The 18040-nt window shown below is 67.4% G+C and carries 17 protein-coding genes; 11 read left to right on the top strand and 6 right to left on the bottom strand.

Going from position 1 to position 18040, the window contains the following annotated elements; genetic code table 11:
- Nucleotides 1-22: 22 nt before the first annotated feature.
- A complete protein-coding gene (locus tag KEC55_RS20220; protein WP_282510051.1) occupies nt 23-1444 on the bottom strand; it encodes a cytochrome-c peroxidase in 1422 nt (473 codons plus the stop codon).
- Nucleotides 1445-1538: 94 nt separating this feature from the next.
- Complete coding sequence (locus KEC55_RS20215) at nt 1539-3212, bottom strand: phospholipase C (protein WP_176045335.1); 1674 nt, start codon at nt 3210-3212, stop codon at nt 1539-1541.
- Between the two features lie 347 nt (nt 3213-3559).
- Here KEC55_RS20215 and KEC55_RS20210 point away from each other — a divergent pair, with 347 nt between their 5' ends.
- Nucleotides 3560-4471 (top strand): EamA family transporter, encoded by a 912-nt coding sequence (locus KEC55_RS20210; RefSeq protein ID WP_282510049.1) that lies wholly within the window; start codon nt 3560-3562, stop codon nt 4469-4471.
- Between the two features lie 39 nt (nt 4472-4510).
- Here KEC55_RS20210 and KEC55_RS20205 read toward each other — a convergent pair whose 3' ends face one another.
- Nucleotides 4511-4984, bottom strand: a complete 474-nt coding sequence (locus KEC55_RS20205) for an Lrp/AsnC family transcriptional regulator (protein ID WP_282510047.1) — start codon at nt 4982-4984, stop codon at nt 4511-4513.
- Between the two features lie 320 nt (nt 4985-5304).
- Here KEC55_RS20205 and KEC55_RS20200 point away from each other — a divergent pair, with 320 nt between their 5' ends.
- From KEC55_RS20200 to KEC55_RS20175, 6 genes are all read left to right on the top strand, one after another.
- Nucleotides 5305-6690 (top strand): amino acid permease, encoded by a 1386-nt coding sequence (locus KEC55_RS20200; protein ID WP_282510045.1) that lies wholly within the window; start codon nt 5305-5307, stop codon nt 6688-6690.
- Nucleotides 6691-6735: 45 nt separating this feature from the next.
- Nucleotides 6736-7938, top strand: coding sequence for an amino acid aminotransferase (locus KEC55_RS20195; protein WP_176045338.1), 1203 nt, complete (start codon nt 6736-6738; stop codon nt 7936-7938).
- A 168-nt stretch (nt 7939-8106) separates the two neighbouring features.
- Nucleotides 8107-8505 carry a DUF488 domain-containing protein gene (locus KEC55_RS20190; RefSeq protein ID WP_282510043.1) on the top strand — a complete coding sequence of 133 codons (399 nt, stop codon included), beginning with the start codon at nt 8107-8109 and terminating at the stop codon, nt 8503-8505.
- 111 nt (nt 8506-8616) lie between these two features.
- On the top strand, nt 8617-8907 hold the full coding sequence (locus KEC55_RS20185; protein WP_282510041.1) for a DUF1488 domain-containing protein: 291 nt from the start codon (nt 8617-8619) through the stop codon (nt 8905-8907).
- Between the two features lie 16 nt (nt 8908-8923).
- Nucleotides 8924-9163, top strand: a complete 240-nt coding sequence (locus KEC55_RS20180) for a hypothetical protein (RefSeq protein WP_059240619.1) — start codon at nt 8924-8926, stop codon at nt 9161-9163.
- A 155-nt stretch (nt 9164-9318) separates the two neighbouring features.
- Nucleotides 9319-9645 carry a metal ABC transporter ATPase gene (locus KEC55_RS20175; protein ID WP_282511355.1) on the top strand — a complete coding sequence of 109 codons (327 nt, stop codon included), beginning with the start codon at nt 9319-9321 and terminating at the stop codon, nt 9643-9645.
- Between the two features lie 14 nt (nt 9646-9659).
- On the opposite strand, the gene KEC55_RS20170 is transcribed toward KEC55_RS20175, so the two are convergent.
- The 3 genes from KEC55_RS20170 to lhpI all read right to left on the bottom strand — a co-directional run bounded on the left by KEC55_RS20170 (nt 9660) and on the right by lhpI (nt 11964).
- Complete coding sequence (locus KEC55_RS20170; RefSeq protein WP_282510038.1) at nt 9660-10439, bottom strand: helix-turn-helix domain-containing protein; 780 nt, start codon at nt 10437-10439, stop codon at nt 9660-9662.
- Between the two features lie 16 nt (nt 10440-10455).
- Nucleotides 10456-10860 (bottom strand): response regulator transcription factor, encoded by a 405-nt coding sequence (locus KEC55_RS20165; protein WP_282510037.1) that lies wholly within the window; start codon nt 10858-10860, stop codon nt 10456-10458.
- Nucleotides 10861-11028: 168 nt separating this feature from the next.
- Complete coding sequence (lhpI, locus tag KEC55_RS20160) at nt 11029-11964, bottom strand: bifunctional Delta(1)-pyrroline-2-carboxylate/Delta(1)-piperideine-2-carboxylate reductase (protein WP_282510035.1); 936 nt, start codon at nt 11962-11964, stop codon at nt 11029-11031.
- A 262-nt stretch (nt 11965-12226) separates the two neighbouring features.
- Between lhpI and KEC55_RS20155 the strand changes: the two genes are divergently transcribed.
- From KEC55_RS20155 to KEC55_RS20140, 4 genes are all read left to right on the top strand, one after another.
- Nucleotides 12227-12964, top strand: coding sequence for a FadR/GntR family transcriptional regulator (locus tag KEC55_RS20155; RefSeq protein WP_282510033.1), 738 nt, complete (start codon nt 12227-12229; stop codon nt 12962-12964).
- A 121-nt stretch (nt 12965-13085) separates the two neighbouring features.
- Nucleotides 13086-14207 carry a branched-chain amino acid ABC transporter substrate-binding protein gene (locus KEC55_RS20150; protein WP_282510031.1) on the top strand — a complete coding sequence of 374 codons (1122 nt, stop codon included), beginning with the start codon at nt 13086-13088 and terminating at the stop codon, nt 14205-14207.
- A 69-nt stretch (nt 14208-14276) separates the two neighbouring features.
- Nucleotides 14277-15284 (top strand): trans-3-hydroxy-L-proline dehydratase, encoded by a 1008-nt coding sequence (gene lhpH, locus KEC55_RS20145; protein WP_282510029.1) that lies wholly within the window; start codon nt 14277-14279, stop codon nt 15282-15284.
- A 174-nt stretch (nt 15285-15458) separates the two neighbouring features.
- Entirely contained in the window at nt 15459-18035 is a 2577-nt protein-coding gene (locus tag KEC55_RS20140) for a penicillin-binding protein 1A (protein ID WP_282510027.1), read from the top strand.
- The last annotated feature ends 5 nt before the right edge of the window (nt 18036-18040 follow it).

Here is an 18040-nt window from a genome sequence, read left to right as displayed (position 1 = left end):
CGGCACGGCGTCCGACCGGCGCTCAGTGCCGCGCCGGTTCGTCGTTCAGCGTGCCGAGGAACGCTTCGATATCCTTGATGTCCTGCGCCGTCATCGCGGGCGTGTCGCCCGGCTTGCGGTCGAACGGCGCATCGGTCACGTCGACGTTCGCGCGATATTTCGGCGGGATGTCGTCGTACTCGTCGACCTTGCCGTCCGCGCCGCGCGAATAGAACTTCTGCGGCGAGATGCTGCGCTCGTTGTAGAACGCCATTACCTGGTCGAGCGTATGGAACACGCCGTTGTGGAAGAACACGTGGCGCGTCGCCGAGTTGCGCAGCGTCGGCGTCAGGAACATCGCGCAGTACTGCGTCTGGTCCTTCAGGTCGTCGCGGAACGGTCCGCACACGCCGAGATCGTAGAACGCCGGGTTACGGTTCTGCGCGAGCGCCTTGTTGCGCGGCGCACCGAGCGCCTCGTACTGGTAATCGGTAAACATCGGCGGCAACCCGTCCTTGCCGGGCTTCGACAAGTGGCAGCCCGCGCAATTCGCCTTGTCCGGATCGTTGAACAGGCGCAGCCCGCGCAGTTCGGCCTGCGAGAGGCGCGCACGGCCTTCGAGCCAGCGGTCGTACTTGCTGTTGTACGGGTGGAACGACGGATCCTCGACCTGATAGCGCGCGATCGCGAACATCGCCTCCGACACCGCGAGCTGCGGGCTGTCGAACACGCGCGCGCCGAACAGTTTCTCGAACTGCACGCGGTGCGACGACTGCGCGAGCTTGTGCGCCACGTCGTCGATGCTCGAGTTCGCCATCTCGACCGGATTCAGCAGCGGGCCGAACGCCTGCTGCTGCAGCGTGTCGGCGCGGCCATCCCAGAACATCCCGCCCTGCGGTACGAGTTGCGGCGCGGCCGATGTGCCGGCCACCTTCTGTGCCTTGACGACACCGGCCGCCGATGCGGCCTGCTGCGCGACGGTCGGTGCGGCGTCGTTTTCGCCGGCATCGGGGCCGATGCTGAAGTTCGGCTGGCGGTACAGGTACATCAGCGACGGCGGCGGGCGATAGCCCTGCTGCGTCATCGCGAGGCCGCCGGGCTGCACGTCGAGCGCATTCGGCGGGCCGTACGCATGATCGGGGCTGTGGCACGACGCGCACGACTGCTTGCCCGACGCGGACAGCGACGGATCGGCGAACAGCGCACGGCCGAGTTGCGCGACCGCCGACAGCGGCTGTGCGACGGGACGCTGCAGCACGACCGGATGCGGATTCGCGCCCGTCCAGTCGGCGACGACGGTGCCGATCGCCGCCGGCACCTGCGCGGGAAATGCGATCGCAAATGCGCCATAGCCGAGCACGGCGGCACCGATCACGAACGCCGCGCGGCGCAGCAGGCGGGAAGGGGCGCGCGGCGCGGAGGAGCCGGAGGCGTCGGGAGACGGGAACGCGGGGCGAGCTGTCATGCTGTCGGTCGGAAATCGGGCGCCGCACGAAGCGACGCGTTAAACGGAAAAGGCCGGCGCGTGAGGCGCCGGCCATACGGTCATGCAATCCCGGTCAGATTGCCGGTGCAGCGCTCAATGCGGTGCCGAGCGTCGGGTCGAGGTACAGCGGCGTCGTGTTCGGCTTCGACGCGAAGTCGAACAGGTTGCGCAGGTCGCCGGCCGTCGCATCGAACGAACCGCCGCCGATACGCTGGCCGCCGAGCCAGTTGTCCTCGATGAAGCGCACGACGGACGACTGGTCGAGCATCGTGTGGTCGACGTAGTTCTGCTTCGCATACGGCGAGATCACGATCAGCGGAATGCGCACGCCCGGGCCGCAGCGGCCGTTCACGGTCGCGCCGTTCACGCCGGTGGTGCCGCCCGTGCCGCACTTGCCGGCGCCGTTCACCTGGTCGACCGGGTCCGACGACGCGCGCGTCGGCGCCGTGTACACGTGGTCGTACCAGCCGTCCGAGTCGTCATAGGTGACGATCACGGCCGTGTTCTGCCAGTCCGGCTGCTGTTGCAGGAAGTTGACGACCTTCGTCACGAACGCCTGCTCGTCGAGCGGATCCGAATAACCCGCGTGCGCATCCTGTGCGGCCGGGGCCTTCAGGTAGCTGACCGACGGGAAGTTGCCGGCCTTCACGGCGGCGAAGAAGTCGTCCGTGTCGTACTGGTGGTTCGCGGGCTCGGCGGTCTTGCCGTCGGCCTGGAGGCTCGAACCGATCGCCGCGACCGAGCTCGGGCGCGTGTGCTGCGGGTTCGACGTCGACGCGTAGTACTGGAACCAGTTGTGGTGCGGGATGTAGTCCGACGTCGCGGCGTTCACGGCGGTGGCGACCGTGCTGCGCGCACAGCCCGTCGTGCCGTTGCCGTTGGTCGTCGACAGGTTGAAGCCGCCCATGAAGCCGCCCCACGTGATCTTCGCGCCGTTCAGCAGGTCGCCGATGTTCTTGCCGCTCATCAGCGCCTGGTCGGTCGTGCTCGAGCACACGTCGTTGCCCGGGTCGACGTCGTTGATCATCGTCAGGCCGCCCGCGCCGTCATTGATGTAGTACGAGCTCTTCGCGAGCGTCGACGGTTGCGCGGACGTCTTGACGATCTGCATCCCGTTGGTCTGGCCCGACACGACGTTCAGCGCGCCCGGCGTCGACGGGCCGTACGACGTCGTGTACATGTTGTCGCTCATCGCGAAGCGCTGCGCGTAGTTCCACAGTGCCGTCACGGTGTTGCCGTCGAAGTAGCCCATCACCTGGCCCTTCGTGCCGAACGCGCCGGCGCCGCCGGACGAGCCCTTGCCCGTGTACTTCGGGAACAGGTCGGCGAGGCCGTTGTCCTCGGCCTGCTGCTCGGCCGTGTACGCGTGGTTCTGGTCGGCGGTCGCCGCTTGCGTGCGGTCGAGGCGGAACGGGTTCGCCGCGTCGGTGCCGTTGGCGGTGTTCGTGAAGTTGGGGTTCGCGGTGAGCAGCGTGCCCGTCAGCCCGTTCGGCGTCGGCGTGCCGGACTTCGCGCTGAACGCCGGTTCGCCCGACGGGTTCGTCGCGTTCGGATAGGTGCCGAAGTAGTGGTCGAACGAGATGTTTTCGCCATAGATCACGACGACGTGCTTGATCGGCGTGGCGGTCTGCAGCGCATCCTGCGACGACACGGCAGGCGTCGACGTGGGATCGTCGCTGCCGCCACAGGCGAACAGCGCCAGCGCTGCGGCTGCGCAGGCAGTGACGAGCAAGGCTTGACGGAACATCGGGAAACTCCAGGTAAGGTCTTCGATGGTGGAGAGCGGCCCCGTCGCCGTGTCGGTTCGGCGCGGAGCTCGTGAGAGAGCACGCGCATTGGAACAGTCGCGTATGAAGATATGGGGACGGAGTGATTTCGCGAGGGTTGCGCTGCGGTATCGATTTCATTACGGCGCAACGCGCCACGAAAGAGAACGGAAAGGGGCAGACCGCGTGCCACCTCGGCGTCACATTCGGCGGCGCGCGGGTGGCTGCCGCGCGAGCCAAGCAGGGCAGGCGAAAGGGCGTGGCCGGCGAATTCGTCTACGCAACGCCGTGCGGCGCTTTTTTGACAATCCGGTTACGCATTCATACGATGAACGCCTGTCGCGCGCATCGCGCGATTTCCCACTGTCAGCGAGGCTTCAGCGTGCCGATCCCCGTTCTGTTTGCCGTTCTGTGCGCGGCGTTCCTGCATGCGTCATGGAATGCGCTCGTCCGCAGCAGCGGCGACCGGTTGCGGTCGGCGACGGTGCTGCAGATCGCGATCGGGGTGTTCGCGCTGCTGTTCCTGCCGGCCGCCGCGCCGATCACACCGGCGAGCTGGCTCTGCGTGGTCGCGTCGGCCGTGATCCACGTCGTCTATACGCTGCTGCTCGTGCGCGCGTACGAGCATGGCGACCTGACCGTCGCGTACCCGGTTGCGCGCGGCACCGCGCCGCTGCTCGTCACGCTCGGCGCGGCGGCGTTCGCGGGCGAGCACCTGAACGTCGGCGCGCAATGCGGGCTCGTGCTGATCTGCGCGGGCATCATGGCGATCGGGCTGGAGCGCGGGCGCGACGCGAAGCACCGGATGAGGCAGGTGCTGCCGACGGCGTTCGCGACCGGTGTGTCGATCGCGGCGTACAGCGTGGTCGACGGAATCGGCGTGCGCGAGAGCGGCAACACGGTCGGCTATACCGCGTGGATGTTCGTGCTGACGGGCGCGATGATGGCCGCGTACTACCGGTTGCGCGCGGGGCCGCTGCGGCTCACGCAGGAGGTCGGCGAGACGGCGAAGGCCGCGTGCGGCGGCGTGTTCGCGGCGCTCGCGTACGGCATCGTGATCTGGGCGATGGATCGCGCGCCGATGGGCCCGGTGTCGGCGCTGCGCGAAACGAGCGTGGTGTTCGCGGCGCTGATTGCGCGCGTGTATCTCGGCGAGCGGCTGACGCCGCGTCGGGCGACGGGGTGCGCGGTGATCGCGGCGGGGGCGTTGCTGATCAGTGCGTTCGAAGCGGTGCGGTGAACGCGTTGGCCCGATGTGCCGGGCGTGTCGCTCGCCGGGTCAGCTTTCCACCGGCATCGCACTCGTGCACTTGATCTCGTCGAGGCACACGCTGGAATGCACGCCGCTCACGCCGGGAATCCGCATCAGCGTTTCGAGCAGAAAAGTGGACAGCCCCTTCAGGTCGCGCGCGACGACCTTCAACACGTAGTCGATATCGCCCGTCACCGAGAAACATTCCTGGATCTGCGCGAGATCCGACACGAGTTTCTGGAACTTCGACAGGTCGCGGATATGGCCGCGCTCCATCGTCACGTGCACGAAAGCGGTGACGCCAAAGCCAAGCGTGTCGGGGCACAGCCGGGTTTCATAGCGGCGGATCGCGCCGATCTCCTCCAGCCGCCGGTGGCGGCGTAGTGTCTGCGCGGGCGACAGGCCGACGGCCTTCGCCAGATCGAGGTTCGACGCGCGGCCGTTCTCCTGCAGGATCGAAAGCAAGTGGCGATCGAGGCGATCCAGAACCGGTTCATGCATTTTTATTTCCTCATCTGTCTCCTGGATGCAATCTTATCTCATAATGTAGGGTTTGCATGAACGGGTTACGAAACCCGATTTCGCCGTCGCGACGCTACACTGACGCCGGGTTTTCGTGTGCGGCCGCAGCAATGCGGATGCGGCGAGGTCGGCGGCCGGTCTGGCGGGCACGCTGACGCTAATCGGGCGCCGCCACGCGAGGATTGCAGTCCCCCAACCCGGCGGCTCCACGAACGGCCGCCGGCACAGTAAAACAGCGCCCGGCACACCGAGGCGCGCCGCACCCCGCTGCAGGCGGAGGCGGACAGAGTGGAGAAGACATGGTTTCTGGAAACGAGAGCGACGGCCTGAAGCGCGGGCTGAAGAACCGGCACATCCAGCTGATTGCGCTCGGCGGTGCGCTCGGCACGGGGCTGTTCCTCGGCATCGCGCAGACGATCAAGATGGCCGGCCCGTCCGTGCTGCTCGGCTACGCGGTGGCCGGCATCGTCGCGTTCTTCATCATGCGCCAGCTCGGCGAGATGGTCGTCGACGAGCCCGTCGCCGGCTCGTTCAGCTACTTCGCCAACAAGTACGTCGGCCACTTCACCGGCTTCCTGTCGGGCTGGAACTACTGGGTGTTGTACATCCTCGTCAGCATGGCCGAGCTGTCGGCCGTCGGGATCTACGTGCAGTACTGGTGGCCGGGCGTGCCGACCTGGGTGTCGGCGCTGGTGTTCTTCGTCGCGATCAACCTGCTCAACCTGGCGAGCGTGAAGTCGTACGGCGAGACGGAATTCTGGTTCTCGATCATCAAGGTCGCCGCGATCGTCGGCATGATCGGCTTCGGCGGCTGGCTGCTCGCGAGCGGCCATGCGGGGCCGGAGGCGAGCGTCCGGAACCTGTGGCAACACGGCGGCTTCTTCCCGAACGGCGTGTCGGGGCTCGTGATGTCGATGGCCGCCATCATGTTCTCGTTCGGCGGGCTGGAGCTGATCGGCATCACCGCGGCCGAGGCCGACGATCCGAAGCGCAGCATTCCGCGCGCGACCAACCAGGTGATCTACCGCATCCTGATTTTCTACATCGGCGCGCTCGCGGTCCTGCTGTCGCTGTATCCGTGGGAAAAGGTCGTCACCGGCGGCAGCCCGTTCGTGCTGATCTTCCACGCGCTGAGCAGCAACGTGGTGGCCAACGTGCTGAACGTTGTCGTGCTGACGGCCGCGCTGTCGGTCTACAACAGCGGCGTATACAGCAACAGCCGGATGCTGTTCGGCCTCGCGCGTCAGGGCAATGCGCCGAAGGTGCTGTGCTCGGTGAACAAGCGCGGCATTCCGCTCGCCGCGCTCGGCGCGTCGGCGCTCGCGACCGGCGCGTGCGTGCTGGTCAATTACTTCATGCCGGGCAAGGCGTTCGAGGTGCTGATGGGCCTCGTCGTGTCGGCGCTGATCATCAACTGGGCGATGATCACGCTGATCCACCTGAAGTTCCGTCAGGCCAAGCGCGCGGCCGGAGAGGAGACTTCCTTCCGCAGTCTGGGCTATCCTTTCACGAATTACCTGTGCCTGGCATTCATGGCCGGCATTCTCGTCGTGATGTACCTGACGCCGGATCTCCGCCTGTCGGTGTACCTGATCCCGGTATGGCTCGCGGTGCTCGCGGTCGGGTATCGCTTCCGTCAGAAGAATGCAGGCTATGCGGTGCGCGACGGCGCATCCGCACGCTGACGCAGGCCACGACCGATCATTCTTCCAAACGAGACCGACATAGCCATGTTCGAACACATCGACGCGTACCCGGGCGACCCGATCCTGACGCTGAACGAGAATTTCCAGAAAGATCCGCGCGACCAGAAGGTCAACCTGAGCATCGGGATCTATTTCGACGCCGAAGGCCGGATTCCGGTGATGGGCGCCGTGCGCGAAGCCGAAACCACGCTGCAGCGCGACAGCGGCCCGAAGCCGTACCTGCCGATGGTCGGCCTGGCCGCGTATCGCGACGCCGTGCAATCGCTCGTGTTCGGTGCCGATCACCCGGCCCGCGCGGCCGGCCGCATCGCGACGCTGCAGACGCTCGGCGGCTCGGGCGCGCTGAAGGTCGGCGCCGATTTCCTGAAGCGCTATTTCCCCGATGCGCAGGTGTGGCTCAGCGATCCGAGCTGGGAAAACCACCGCTTCATCTTCGAGCGCGCCGGCTTCACGGTGAACACGTACCCGTACTACGACGAGGCGACGGGCGGCCTGAAGTTCGACGCGATGCTTGCGGCGATCGACGCGCTGCCGGCGCGCAGCATCGTGCTGCTGCATGCGTGCTGCCATAACCCGACCGGCGTCGACCTCGACGAAGGCCAGTGGGAGAAGCTGATCGACGTGATCGAGGCGCGCGGGCTGCTGCCGTTCGTCGACATGGCGTATCAGGGCTTCGGCGCGGGCCTCGACGCGGACGCGTTCGCGGTGCGCGAACTGGCCCGCCGCGGCGTGCCGGCACTCGTCGCGAACTCGTTCTCGAAGAACTTCTCGCTGTATGGTGAGCGCGTGGGCGGCCTGAGCGTCGTCTGCGAGGATGCGGCCGCGGCCGATCGCGTGCTCGGCCAGCTGGCCGGCGCGGTGCGCTCGAACTACAGCAACCCGCAGACCTACGGCGCGAAGGTCGTCGCGGCCGTGCTCGGCACGCCGGCGCTGCGCAAGCAGTGGGAAGAGGAACTGTCGGCGATGTGCCGCCGCATCGCGCGGATGCGCCAGTCGATCCATGACGGCCTGCGCGACCATGTCAGCGGCGAGGCGCTCACGCGCTACGTGAAGCAGCGCGGGATGTTCACGTACACGGGCCTGACCGAATCGCAGGTCGACGCGCTGCGCGAAGTGCACGGCGTGTACATCCTGCGCTCGGGCCGGATGTGCGTGGCGGGCCTGAATGATTCGAATGTCGGCATCGTCGCGGATGCGATCGGCAAGGTGCTGAAGAGCGGCGTCTGATCGACGCGCGCCCCGGCGCGCACCGAACGATGCTGGATGAACCGGCTGTTTCCCGTCGCGGGAGCAGCCGGTTTTTTCTTGCGCGGCGGCAACGTGCGCTGGACGACAGACGCGTGCGCGCTTGCAGCGGTACGATCACGGCATCCGACACAACAAGAAGGGAGAGACATGGGCATCCGGATCATCCAGCTCGGCACGCCGCGCGCGGCCGGCGAGGGCCTGCGGATCGGCACGGTGCGGCGGCCGCCGCGTGGCGTACCGAAGGCGGAATTCGCGTCGCGCAACTACTATGATGTATGGTTGCCGACGCTGTCGCCGAGCGCCGAACTCGTTGCCCAGGCACAGGCCGCCAAAACCGACGCCGAATGGAATGCGTTCAAGCGCCACTTCCGCGCGGAGATGGCGCATGGCGATCCGGCGAAGGTGCTGGACCTGCTGGCGGCGCTGTCGGCCACCACGGCGTTCTCGATCGGCTGCTATTGCGACGACGAGCGCCATTGCCACCGCAGCGTGCTGCGCGAGCTGCTCGTGGAGCGCGGTGCGGCGATCGAGCCCGACGCGGGCTGAAGCCGCGTCGCGCGGCAGCATCCTGATCGTGCGGCGCAGCGAACCGCTTGACGTGGGTCAAGCGCGCGGCCGCGCGCGCCACTATGCTCTCGTCATGGAGCCATCACGACGATGACAGGCCGACAGATGCACATTACTTTTCCGTCCGAGCCGCCCGAATATTGCGCGCGCGATCTGGTCGTCGCGTTTTCGGCGCTGGTCGACGGGCGTTGCGTACAGTGCGCGGTCACGGCCGAGGCGCTGGAAGACCATTTCGGCGCACGGTCGCTGCTCGAACGCGACCTGCTGGCCGCGTTCGACGGGCACCGGTCGGCGATCGAGGCGATGGCTCGGCGGATGCTCGAGGAAATCGGCGGCCGGCCGGTGCTGCTGCATAGCGGTCACTTCCGGCTCGAAGACTGATATCGCAGGAGGGTGCATGACACTGCAGGGCAACATTCACGAACGCGACTGGTCGGTCGAAGTCGAGACGCGCCCGTGCGAATCGGGCGAGTTCCGCTGCCGCGTGTCCGTCGAGCATGGCGTCGGCGCCGCGCGGTTTCATCATACGTTCGAGCACAGCCATGCGTATCCGACCGAGCGCGAGGCCATGATCGAAGGGCTGCGCGCCGGCATGACATGGATCGAGATGAAGACGTCGCAGGTGTTCAACGTATGAGCAGCCCCGCGCCCGGCACGGCGCGGGAGGATGGTCGGCCGGGCAGCGATCGCAGAGTCGCGCCCCGCCACGGGAAACGCATGCCGCCGCATCGTGATGCGGGCGGCGCAAGCAAGGCGGTCGACGAGCGGGCGGCGCCGTCAGGAGAGTCGGACATGGGCGTGGGCATGCAGATCGCCTGCCGTGGATTTACGAGGACCGCCGCGGTCGAAGCCGAGGCCGGCGCGCAGCTGGTGCGGCTCGAACGGTTCCGCGCGCTGATCGACGGCTGCCACCTCGCGATCGAATCGCGCGCGGCGATCGATGGCGCGCGGCTGTACGACGTGCGGCTCGACCTGGTGATGCACGACGCGGCGCTCAGGCCGCTGCCGCCGTGCGTCGGCGATGACGTCGACGACGCGCTGCGCCGTGCCTTCGCACAGGCCGAACAGGCACTGATCGCGTGGCAGGCGAGCGGCGAAAGGGTGGCGCTGCGCGGCTGATCCGGCGGCGCGCGTCAGACCTGCGCGAGCGCCTGCGCGTCGATGATGCGTACGCGCTTGCCGCGCGTTTCGACCAGCGCTTCGCGATGGAACCGCGAGAACATCCGGCTGACGGTTTCGAGCTTCATCCCGAGATAGCAGCCGATTTCCTCGCGCGTCATCCGCAGGTTGAATTCGGTTGCCGAATAGCCGCGCGCCTCGAAACGGGACGACAGGTTCAGCAGGAAATGCGCCACGCGCTGTTCGGCCGACATCGTGCCGAGCAGCAGCATCTGGCTCGATTCGCGCACGATCTCGCTGCTCAGCATCTGGTAGAGGAAATGCTGCATCGGCTTCATCTCGCGGCACGCCGCTTCGAGCGCGCCGAACGGGATGATGCACACGACGCTGTCTTCCAGCGCGATCGCGTCGCAGCAATGCTGTCCGCCGCCGATGCCGTCCATGCCGAGCGTTTCGCCGGCGATCTGGAAGCCCGTCACATGCTCGCGGCCGTCGCGATGCATCATCACCGTCTTGAACGAACCCGCGCGCACCGCATAGATGCTCTGGAACGGATCGTCGATGCGAAACAGCGCATCACCCTGGCGAACGTGCCGGGTCGTGCAGATGATCGAGTCGAGACGGCCGTATTCGGCGGCCGTCAGGTGCGGCGGCAGGCACATCGAGCGCATCGCGCAGGCCGAGCAGCGTGCGGCCGGATGTTTGGCGGCGTCGGCGCGCGCGACCGCACGCAGCGGAATCGTTGGCCGGGGTACGACGGAGACGTCGGCGGCGCAGGCGGTGGCTGTGGACATAAGTCACTCCGGCTCGTCAGGGGCGGTGCACGCGAGCGTGCACCAGGGATTCGATGACACGGCATGCAGCGTCGAATTCGACGGTCTTGTCGAAGAAGTAGTCGGCTCCCGCCGTCGCGCATGCCTCTCTGAATGCCGGCGCCGAATGATTCGTCAGCACGATCGTGACGATGCGCGGCGCGACCTTGGACAACATCCCGATCAGGTCGAGGCCGCTGCCGTCCGCGAGCCGCACGTCGACGATCACGACATCCGCCTGGCTGCTGCGGATATGCGTCCACGCGTCCTGGCCGTCTTCCGCTTCGCCCACGACGGCGACGCCGCGGATCGCGCCGACGAGCAGCGCGATGCGCTGCCGGACGGCGACGGCGTGATCGACGAGAAACACCCTGAGCGCGGCGGGTGACAGGCTGGCATTCATGCCGGCAGTATCGTGTTGCGCCGCCGAAATTGAAATCGGCCGAATTGGAAGTTTGTGTAGGCCGCTTCGACGCGTTGTAGGGCGTTTCCTACAACGCGTCCGGGAAACCGCCGGAGCGGCTCCGATGTTGCGATGCCGCGTAAGTGGCTGAAGGGCTTCGGCGCCCGGTCAGCCGGCCTTGCGCGCCGCGAGCGTATCGCGCGCCGTGCGGCAGGCGGCGAGATCCCACGCGGCACAGCCGACGCTCTTGAACAGCAGCGGCCCGCCGCGCGTGAAGGTGCCGTTCAGCACGTCGGCGAGCGACGCGACGTGCTGCCAGTCGACCTGCGCGACGATCAGGTCGCCGGCCTCGTGGCGCGCGCCGGCCGGATCGTCGACGACGAGCCGGCTGCCGTGCACCGTGTTCGCGTCGATTTCGGCGGCATCGGCGGTGAACGCGCCGACGCCGACCACGAGCCGGCCTTCGCGTGCGGCTTCCCGGTAGACGGGCGTGCGGCTCGTCGTCAGCGTGACGACGACATCGATCGCGTCGGGAATCGCGTCGCCGTCGAGCGGCACGAGCCGCGGCGCGTGCGCGCGGTTCGCCGCGCAGAAGGCGGCCGCGCTGTCGGCGTTCGTGCCGCGCACGTGAAGGCGCGCTTCGGGGAAGATCGCCGCGAGCGCTTCCGCGTGATTGGCCGCCTGCTTGCCGGTGCCGATCAGCAGGATGTCGTGCGGCGCGGCGCCATGCAGCGCCTGGATGCCGAGCGCGGTGATGGCCGCCGTGCGACGTCCGGTGACCGTCGGGCCGTCGAGCACGAAGCGCATCTCGCCCGTGTGCGCGTCGTACGCGGTGACCTGGCCGAGAATCGTCGGCAGCCCGCGCGCACCGTTGCCGGGGCAGACGTTCACGAGCTTGTGGCTCGCGAGGTCGCGCGCGCTCGACGGCATCGACAGCATCACGCCGCCGCCCTGCAGCGGCACGACCAGGCGCTCGGGGCTGACAATCTCGCCCGCCGCATACTCGGCGACGGTTTGTCTGAGTGTGGCGAGCAGCGCCGGGTAGTCGAGCAGCGCGGCCGTGTCGGCCGCATCGAAAACGGGAATCGGGGAAAGGGCAGTCATCGTGTGCGTCGTATGCGTCGTGAGCGTGGACGACGGGCGCATGCCGCGCCCGCCACAGGGTTGCCGGATACCGTGACACAGGGCAGCGTGGATCGAATCTATACCACTTTCTGGCGCACCTGCAACCCAGAAAATAAAGCACGCCGCCGGTTTTGGTTCTAATATCTGTCCAGAAGGGCCGCCATGGCCTCGATGCCGGCGCGCTCCGGTATAGTGCGAACCCATTCCAGATTCACGCCCGCGACCGGGCAGGAGCCACACGATGATGTCCGCGCGTCCCGACTTGCTCGAAGGCGGTTTCAAGCCGCTGCAGATCTACGAACAGGTAGCCGAGAAGATTCGCGACGAGATCCGCGCGGGGCGCTATGCCGCCGAGTCGCGGCTGCCGTCCGAGCGCGAGCTCGCGGGGCTGTTCCAGGTCGGCCGGCCGGCCGTGCGCGAGGCGCTCGGCGCGCTGCAGAACGAGGGGCTCGTGTTCACCAAGCGCAATTCGGGCACCTACGTCGTCGCCTCGCCGCTCGACGTGCTCGCCGAGCGCGGCGACACGCACAACGCGTCCGAAGCCGATTTCAGCCCGACGTCGACCCTCGACGTGCGGTTGATCCTCGAGCCCGCGATCGCGCGTCTCGCGGCCGGGCACGGCCGGGCCGATCCCGGCGCCGAACGTTATCTGGCGCAAATGGAAACCATCACCGACGTCGACGATCCGCATCAGCGCGCGCTGTGGAACGAGAGCGACCGGCTGTTCCATCGGCAGCTCGCGTTGATGACCGGCGACGCGCTGATCGTGAAGATCGCGGACGAAGTCGCGAAGACGATGGACCAGCCGTTGTGGAAACGCCTGAAGGACGACGGCATCTACGACGCGGGCCGGATCCGGCTTTACGTGTCCGAGCACCGGTTGATTTACGAGGCGATCGTGTCGGGCGACGCCGATGCGGCGGCGTTCTATGTCGAGCAGCACATCCGCCGTGTGCGGCGCGACATCACGCCGAAGTGACCGCGTCAGCGTCGTTCTGGTCTGAAAATTGACCAGAATCGAAGATTTTATTTTGAAATTGCTTGCATGGTGACCACGCGTGTCCTACATTGGTTTCACACAAAACCAATCAGGAGACATCATGCGACACCTCGTTACCGCGCTCTCGGTGGCCATCGCCGCCGGTGCGCTGACTTCCGCCCACGCGCAGGAAGTCGTGATGATCGGCCATTCGGCGCCGCTGACGGGCCCGCAGGCCGCGAACGGCAAGGACAATGAAAACGGCGCGCGCCTCGCCGTCGACGAACTCAACAAGGCCGGCATCAAGGTCGCCGGCAAGACCGTCACGTTCAAACTGGTTTCCGACGACGACCAGGCCGACCCGAAAGCCGGCGTGCAGGTCGCGCAGAACCTCGTCGACAAGGGCGTCGTCGCGGTGCTCGGACCGTACAACTCGGGCGTCGCGATTCCCGCGTCGCGCGTGTATTCGACTGCCGGCGTGCCGATCCTGCCGGTCGCGTCGAACCCGGCGCTGACGAAGCAGGGCTTCAAGAACATCTTCCGGATCGGCGCGAGCGACGAACAGCTCGGCGGCACGATGGCCACGTTTGCCGCGAAGACGCTGAATGCGAAGACCGCCGCCGTGATCGACGATCGCACCGCGTACGGGCAGGGCGTCGCCGAGCAGTTCATGAGCGTCGCGAAGGCGAACGGAATCAAGATCGTCGACCAGGAATACACAAGCTCGTCGGCCACCGATTTCCTCGGCATTCTCACCAAGATCAAGGCCAGCAACCCCGACGTGATCTTCCTCGGCGGCTATGCGGCGCAAGGCGCGCCGATGGCCAAGCAGATGAAGCAGCGCGGGCTGCGTGCGAAGCTGCTCGGCGGCGACGGCATCTGCTCGGCCGACATGGGCAAGGTCGCGGGCGACGCGGCATCGATCGTCTACTGCGCGCAGGGCGGTGTCGCGCTCGAGAAGACGGCGGCCGGCCGCGAGTTCCTGAAGAAGTACCACGACACGTATCACACCGATACGCAGGTCTACGGCGTCAACTACTACGACGGGATGAAGCTGCTCGCCGACGCGATGGTCAAGGCCGGCACGACCACCGACAAGGCGAAGCTGATCGCGCAACTCGCGAAGTCGAACTACGCGGGCGTCGCGGGCACCTATTCGTTCGACGCAAACGGCGACCTGAAGGGCGCGCCGACGACCGTCTACGTGATCCGCAACGGCCTGCCGGAGCCGTATTCGAAGTAATCGCCACACCAGCCTGTCACCGGACGGCGGCGCGACCGCCGTCCTTCGTTTCAACGCATCCGATTCGACATGAAAATTTCCCGATCCCTTTCCACCGTCGAAGTCCATACGGGCGGCGAAGCGTTCCGCATCGTCACGAGCGGGCTGCCGAGACTGCCGGGCGACACGATCGTCCAGCGCCGCGCGTGGCTCAAGGAGAACGCCGACGAGATCCGCCGCGCGCTGATGTTCGAACCGCGTGGCCACGCCGACATGTACGGCGGCTACCTGACCGAGCCGGTCTCGCCGAATGCCGATTTCGGCGTGATCTTCCTGCACAACGAAGGCTACAGCGACCATTGCGGGCACGGCGTGATCGCGCTGTCGACCGCCGCCGTCGAGCTCGGCTGGGTGCAGCGCACGGTGCCGGAAACGCGGGTCGGCATCGACGCGCCGTGCGGCTTCATCGAGGCGTTCGTCAAGTGGGACGGCGAGCATGCGGGCCCGGTGCGCTTCGTCAACGTGCCGTCGTTCATCTGGCAGCGCGACGTGTCGGTCGAGACGCCGTCGTTCGGCACCGTGACCGGCGACATCGCGTACGGCGGCGCGTTTTATTTCTACGTCGACGGCGCGCCGTTCGACCTGCCGGTACGCGAGTCGGCCGTCGAGAAACTGATCCGGTTCGGCGCGGAAGTGAAGGCCGCCGCGAACGCGAAGTACCCGGTCGTGCATCCGGAGATTCCGGAAATCAACCACATCTACGGCACGATCATCGCGAACGCGCCGCGCCATCCGGGCTCGACGCAGGCAAACTGCTGCGTGTTCGCGGATCGCGAGGTCGACCGTTCGCCCACGGGCTCCGGCACCGGCGGGCGCGTCGCGCAGCTGTACCAGCGCGGGCTGCTCGCGGCCGGCGACACGCTCGTCAACGAATCGATCGTCGGCACGGTCTTCAAGGGGCGCGTGCTGCGCGAAACGACGGTCGGCGACATTCCGGCCGTGATTCCGGAAGTGGAAGGCAGCGCGCATATCTGCGGGTTCGCGAACTGGATCGTCGACGAACGCGATCCGCTCACTTATGGATTCCTCGTGCGCTGAGCAGCGGCGCCGATCGGCCGCCCTCGCGCGGTTTCCCGGTTGTAGTACCAGGTTTGGCGCGTCGTTCCCGTTACGGGGCACGCGCCTTTTTTGCGTGCGAAACGCGGGCAAGGCCATGCGGTGCATGCCGGCGCAACGCCGCCGCGGGCCGGCAGGCCGCGCGAGTTTGGTACGATGCACCCTTTTCAGTCGAGCTCCACCCGCGTGAATCGCCGAAACGTGTCGTCAGTGCGTGCCTTCTGTGCCAGATGGGTCGCGCGCGCCCAACCCGTCGCGGCTGCCGCCGTCGCGCGGGTCAAGCCTCTCGCCGCCACCGCGTGGCACCATGTCCGTCATCCGACGCGCCGCGGCGTGCTGCTCACGGCTGCCGCCGTGCCGGCGCTGTTCGCGGTGTACGTGGTCGTGCTGATTCCGTTCACGCCGGGCATCGGCGACATCCGCAAGGCGCGCGTCGACCAGCCCGCACAAGTGCTGTCCGCCGACGGCAAGCTGCTGGCCGAATTCAAGCCGTCGAACCGCGAGTGGGTGCCGCTCAAGCAGATCTCGCCTCACATGGTCGACGCGCTGATCGCGACCGAGGATCACCGCTTCTACGAGCATCACGGCCTCGACTGGAAGCGCACGGCGTCGGCCGCGCTCCATACCTTCTCGGGCAGCCGCCAGGGCGGCTCGACGATCACGCAGCAGCTCGCCCGCAACCTGTATCCGGACGAGATCGGCCGCGCGCCGACGCTCACGCGCAAGGTGAAGGAGGCAATTACCGCGCTGAAGATCGAGGCGGTTTACAGCAAGGACCAGATCCTCGAGACCTACCTGAACACGGTGCCGTTCCTGTACAACGCGTACGGCGTCGAGATGGCCGCGCGCACCTATTTCGACAAGTCCGCCGACGAACTCGACGTGCTCGACAGCGCGACGCTCGTCGGAATGCTGAAGGGCAACAGCTATTACAACCCGGTGCTGAACCCCGAGCGCGCGCTGCAGCGGCGCAATACGGTGCTCGGCCAGATGGTGAAGTACGGCAAGCTGTCGCCCGCGCAGTTCGCGCAATTGCAGCGCCGCCCGCTGCGCATCGACTTCGAGCGCCAGAAGGAGCCGCCGGGGCCGGCGCCGCACTTCGCGCAGCAGTTGCGCAAGTGGCTGATCGCATGGGCCGACCGCAACGACTACAACATCTATTCGGACGGGCTGATCGTGCGCACGACGATCGACTCGCGGCTGCAGCAGATGGCGACACAGGCGCTCACGCTGCAGGGCAACCAGCTGCAGGGCATCGCGAACAACGCGTGGAGCGGCCGCGACGGCTGCGGCACCGACAACGAAGTGTTCCGCACCTTCATGCGCGAGTCGCCCGAGTACAAGGCCGCGCAGGATGCCGGCAAGGACGACGCGGCCGCGATGAAGCTGCTTGCGGCGGACCGCGGCTTCATGCGTGCGCTGTGCAAGGCGAAGACCGACGTGCAGGCCGGCTTCCTCGCGATCGATCCGCGCAATGGGCAGATCCGTGCGTGGGTCGGTAGCCGCGATTTCACCAACGAGCCGTTCGACCACGTCGCGCAGGCGCGACGTCAGCCGGGCTCGACGTTCAAGCCGTTCGTCTATGGCGTCGCGTTCGCGAACGGGATGAAGCCGGACGACACGTTCATCGACCAGCCGGTCGAGATCCCGCTGAAGGGCGGCGAGATCTGGCGGCCGAACGACGACGTGCCGCCGACCGGCAAGCCGATGACGCTGCGCGACGCGATCGCGCTGTCGCGCAACCGGATCACCGCGCAGGTGATGGAGAAGGTCGGGCCGGCCGCCGTCGCACGGCTCGCGCGCGACATGGGCGTGCGCGAAAGCCCGCTCGAACGCGTACCGTCGCTTGCGCTCGGCACGAGCCCCGTCACGCTGAAGGAGATGGTCGCGTCGTACGCGACGATCGCGAACGGCGGGCTGTACGTCGAGCCGCAGATGGTCACGCGCATCGAGAACCGCCAGGGCGAGGTGCTCGCCGAATACGCGCCGGCGCCGCCCGAGCGCGCGCTCGACGCCGAAACCGACAAGACGCTGCTCGGGGTGATGCGCGACGTCGTCACGCGCGGCACCGGCGGCAGCATCCGCACGCGTTTCGGGATCCGCGGCGACGTGGCCGGCAAGACCGGCACGACGCAAGACAACGCGGACGGCTGGTTCATCCTGATGCAGCCGGGCCTCGTTGCCGGCGCGTGGGTCGGCTTCGACGACGGCCGCGTGACGCTGCGTAGCGATTACTGGGGGCAGGGCGCGCACAGCGCGCTGCCGATCGTCGGCGATTTCTTCCAGCGCGCGCAACGTGCCCGGATCGTCGACTCGAAGGCGAAATTCGACACCGAGCCGTCGCCCGGCTGGTTCGCATCGCTGCGCGAGCGCGTGACGGACCTGTTCGACACGTGGTTCCCGCCCGAACCGAAGAAGGCGCCCGCGTCCGTCAGGACGCAGCGAATCGAGCGCCCGCCCGAGGTCGACGAAGGCGCGGCATCGGACGCGTCGGCCACGTCGGCGCCCGAAGCCGCGTCCGGCGGTATCGTCGAGGAGTGGGTACCGGCATCCGAAGTGGCCGCATCGGCCGCCGCCTTGTCGGCGGGCGCCTCGCAACCGCAACCCGCGCAGCCGCCAGCGAGCGCCAGCGTGACGAGCGGCAGTAGCGCGGGCATCGGCGCAGCGCCGCCCGCCGCGCCGGTCCAGCCTCCCGCGCCGTCCACTCCCGACGCGACCGGCGCGTCGCAGTAACGTAA

The organism is Burkholderia cepacia (assembly GCF_029962485.1).
In the GTDB taxonomy this organism is placed as follows: domain Bacteria; phylum Pseudomonadota; class Gammaproteobacteria; order Burkholderiales; family Burkholderiaceae; genus Burkholderia.
Note: the sequence above shows the minus strand (reverse complement) of the source record. Positions and strands in the feature narration are given on the sequence as shown.

Bases quoted from the DNA above. Each gene is read 5' to 3' on its own strand.
- KEC55_RS20220 (WP_282510051.1), bottom strand. From the start codon at position 1,444: ATGACAGCTCGCCCCGCGTTCCCGTCTCCCGACGCCTCCGGCTCCTCC.
- KEC55_RS20215 (WP_176045335.1), bottom strand. From the start codon at position 3,212: ATGTTCCGTCAAGCCTTGCTCGTCACTGCCTGCGCAGCCGCAGCGCTG.
- KEC55_RS20210 (WP_282510049.1), top strand. From the start codon at position 3,560: ATGAACGCCTGTCGCGCGCATCGCGCGATTTCCCACTGTCAGCGAGGC.
- KEC55_RS20205 (WP_282510047.1), bottom strand. From the start codon at position 4,984: ATGCATGAACCGGTTCTGGATCGCCTCGATCGCCACTTGCTTTCGATC.
- KEC55_RS20200 (WP_282510045.1), top strand. From the start codon at position 5,305: ATGGTTTCTGGAAACGAGAGCGACGGCCTGAAGCGCGGGCTGAAGAAC.
- KEC55_RS20195 (WP_176045338.1), top strand. From the start codon at position 6,736: ATGTTCGAACACATCGACGCGTACCCGGGCGACCCGATCCTGACGCTG.
- KEC55_RS20190 (WP_282510043.1), top strand. From the start codon at position 8,107: ATGGGCATCCGGATCATCCAGCTCGGCACGCCGCGCGCGGCCGGCGAG.
- KEC55_RS20185 (WP_282510041.1), top strand. From the start codon at position 8,617: ATGACAGGCCGACAGATGCACATTACTTTTCCGTCCGAGCCGCCCGAA.
- KEC55_RS20180 (WP_059240619.1), top strand. From the start codon at position 8,924: ATGACACTGCAGGGCAACATTCACGAACGCGACTGGTCGGTCGAAGTC.
- KEC55_RS20175 (WP_282511355.1), top strand. From the start codon at position 9,319: ATGGGCGTGGGCATGCAGATCGCCTGCCGTGGATTTACGAGGACCGCC.
- KEC55_RS20170 (WP_282510038.1), bottom strand. From the start codon at position 10,439: ATGTCCACAGCCACCGCCTGCGCCGCCGACGTCTCCGTCGTACCCCGG.
- KEC55_RS20165 (WP_282510037.1), bottom strand. From the start codon at position 10,860: ATGAATGCCAGCCTGTCACCCGCCGCGCTCAGGGTGTTTCTCGTCGAT.
- lhpI (WP_282510035.1), bottom strand. From the start codon at position 11,964: ATGACTGCCCTTTCCCCGATTCCCGTTTTCGATGCGGCCGACACGGCC.
- KEC55_RS20155 (WP_282510033.1), top strand. From the start codon at position 12,227: ATGATGTCCGCGCGTCCCGACTTGCTCGAAGGCGGTTTCAAGCCGCTG.
- KEC55_RS20150 (WP_282510031.1), top strand. From the start codon at position 13,086: ATGCGACACCTCGTTACCGCGCTCTCGGTGGCCATCGCCGCCGGTGCG.
- lhpH (WP_282510029.1), top strand. From the start codon at position 14,277: ATGAAAATTTCCCGATCCCTTTCCACCGTCGAAGTCCATACGGGCGGC.
- KEC55_RS20140 (WP_282510027.1), top strand. From the start codon at position 15,459: ATGCACCCTTTTCAGTCGAGCTCCACCCGCGTGAATCGCCGAAACGTG.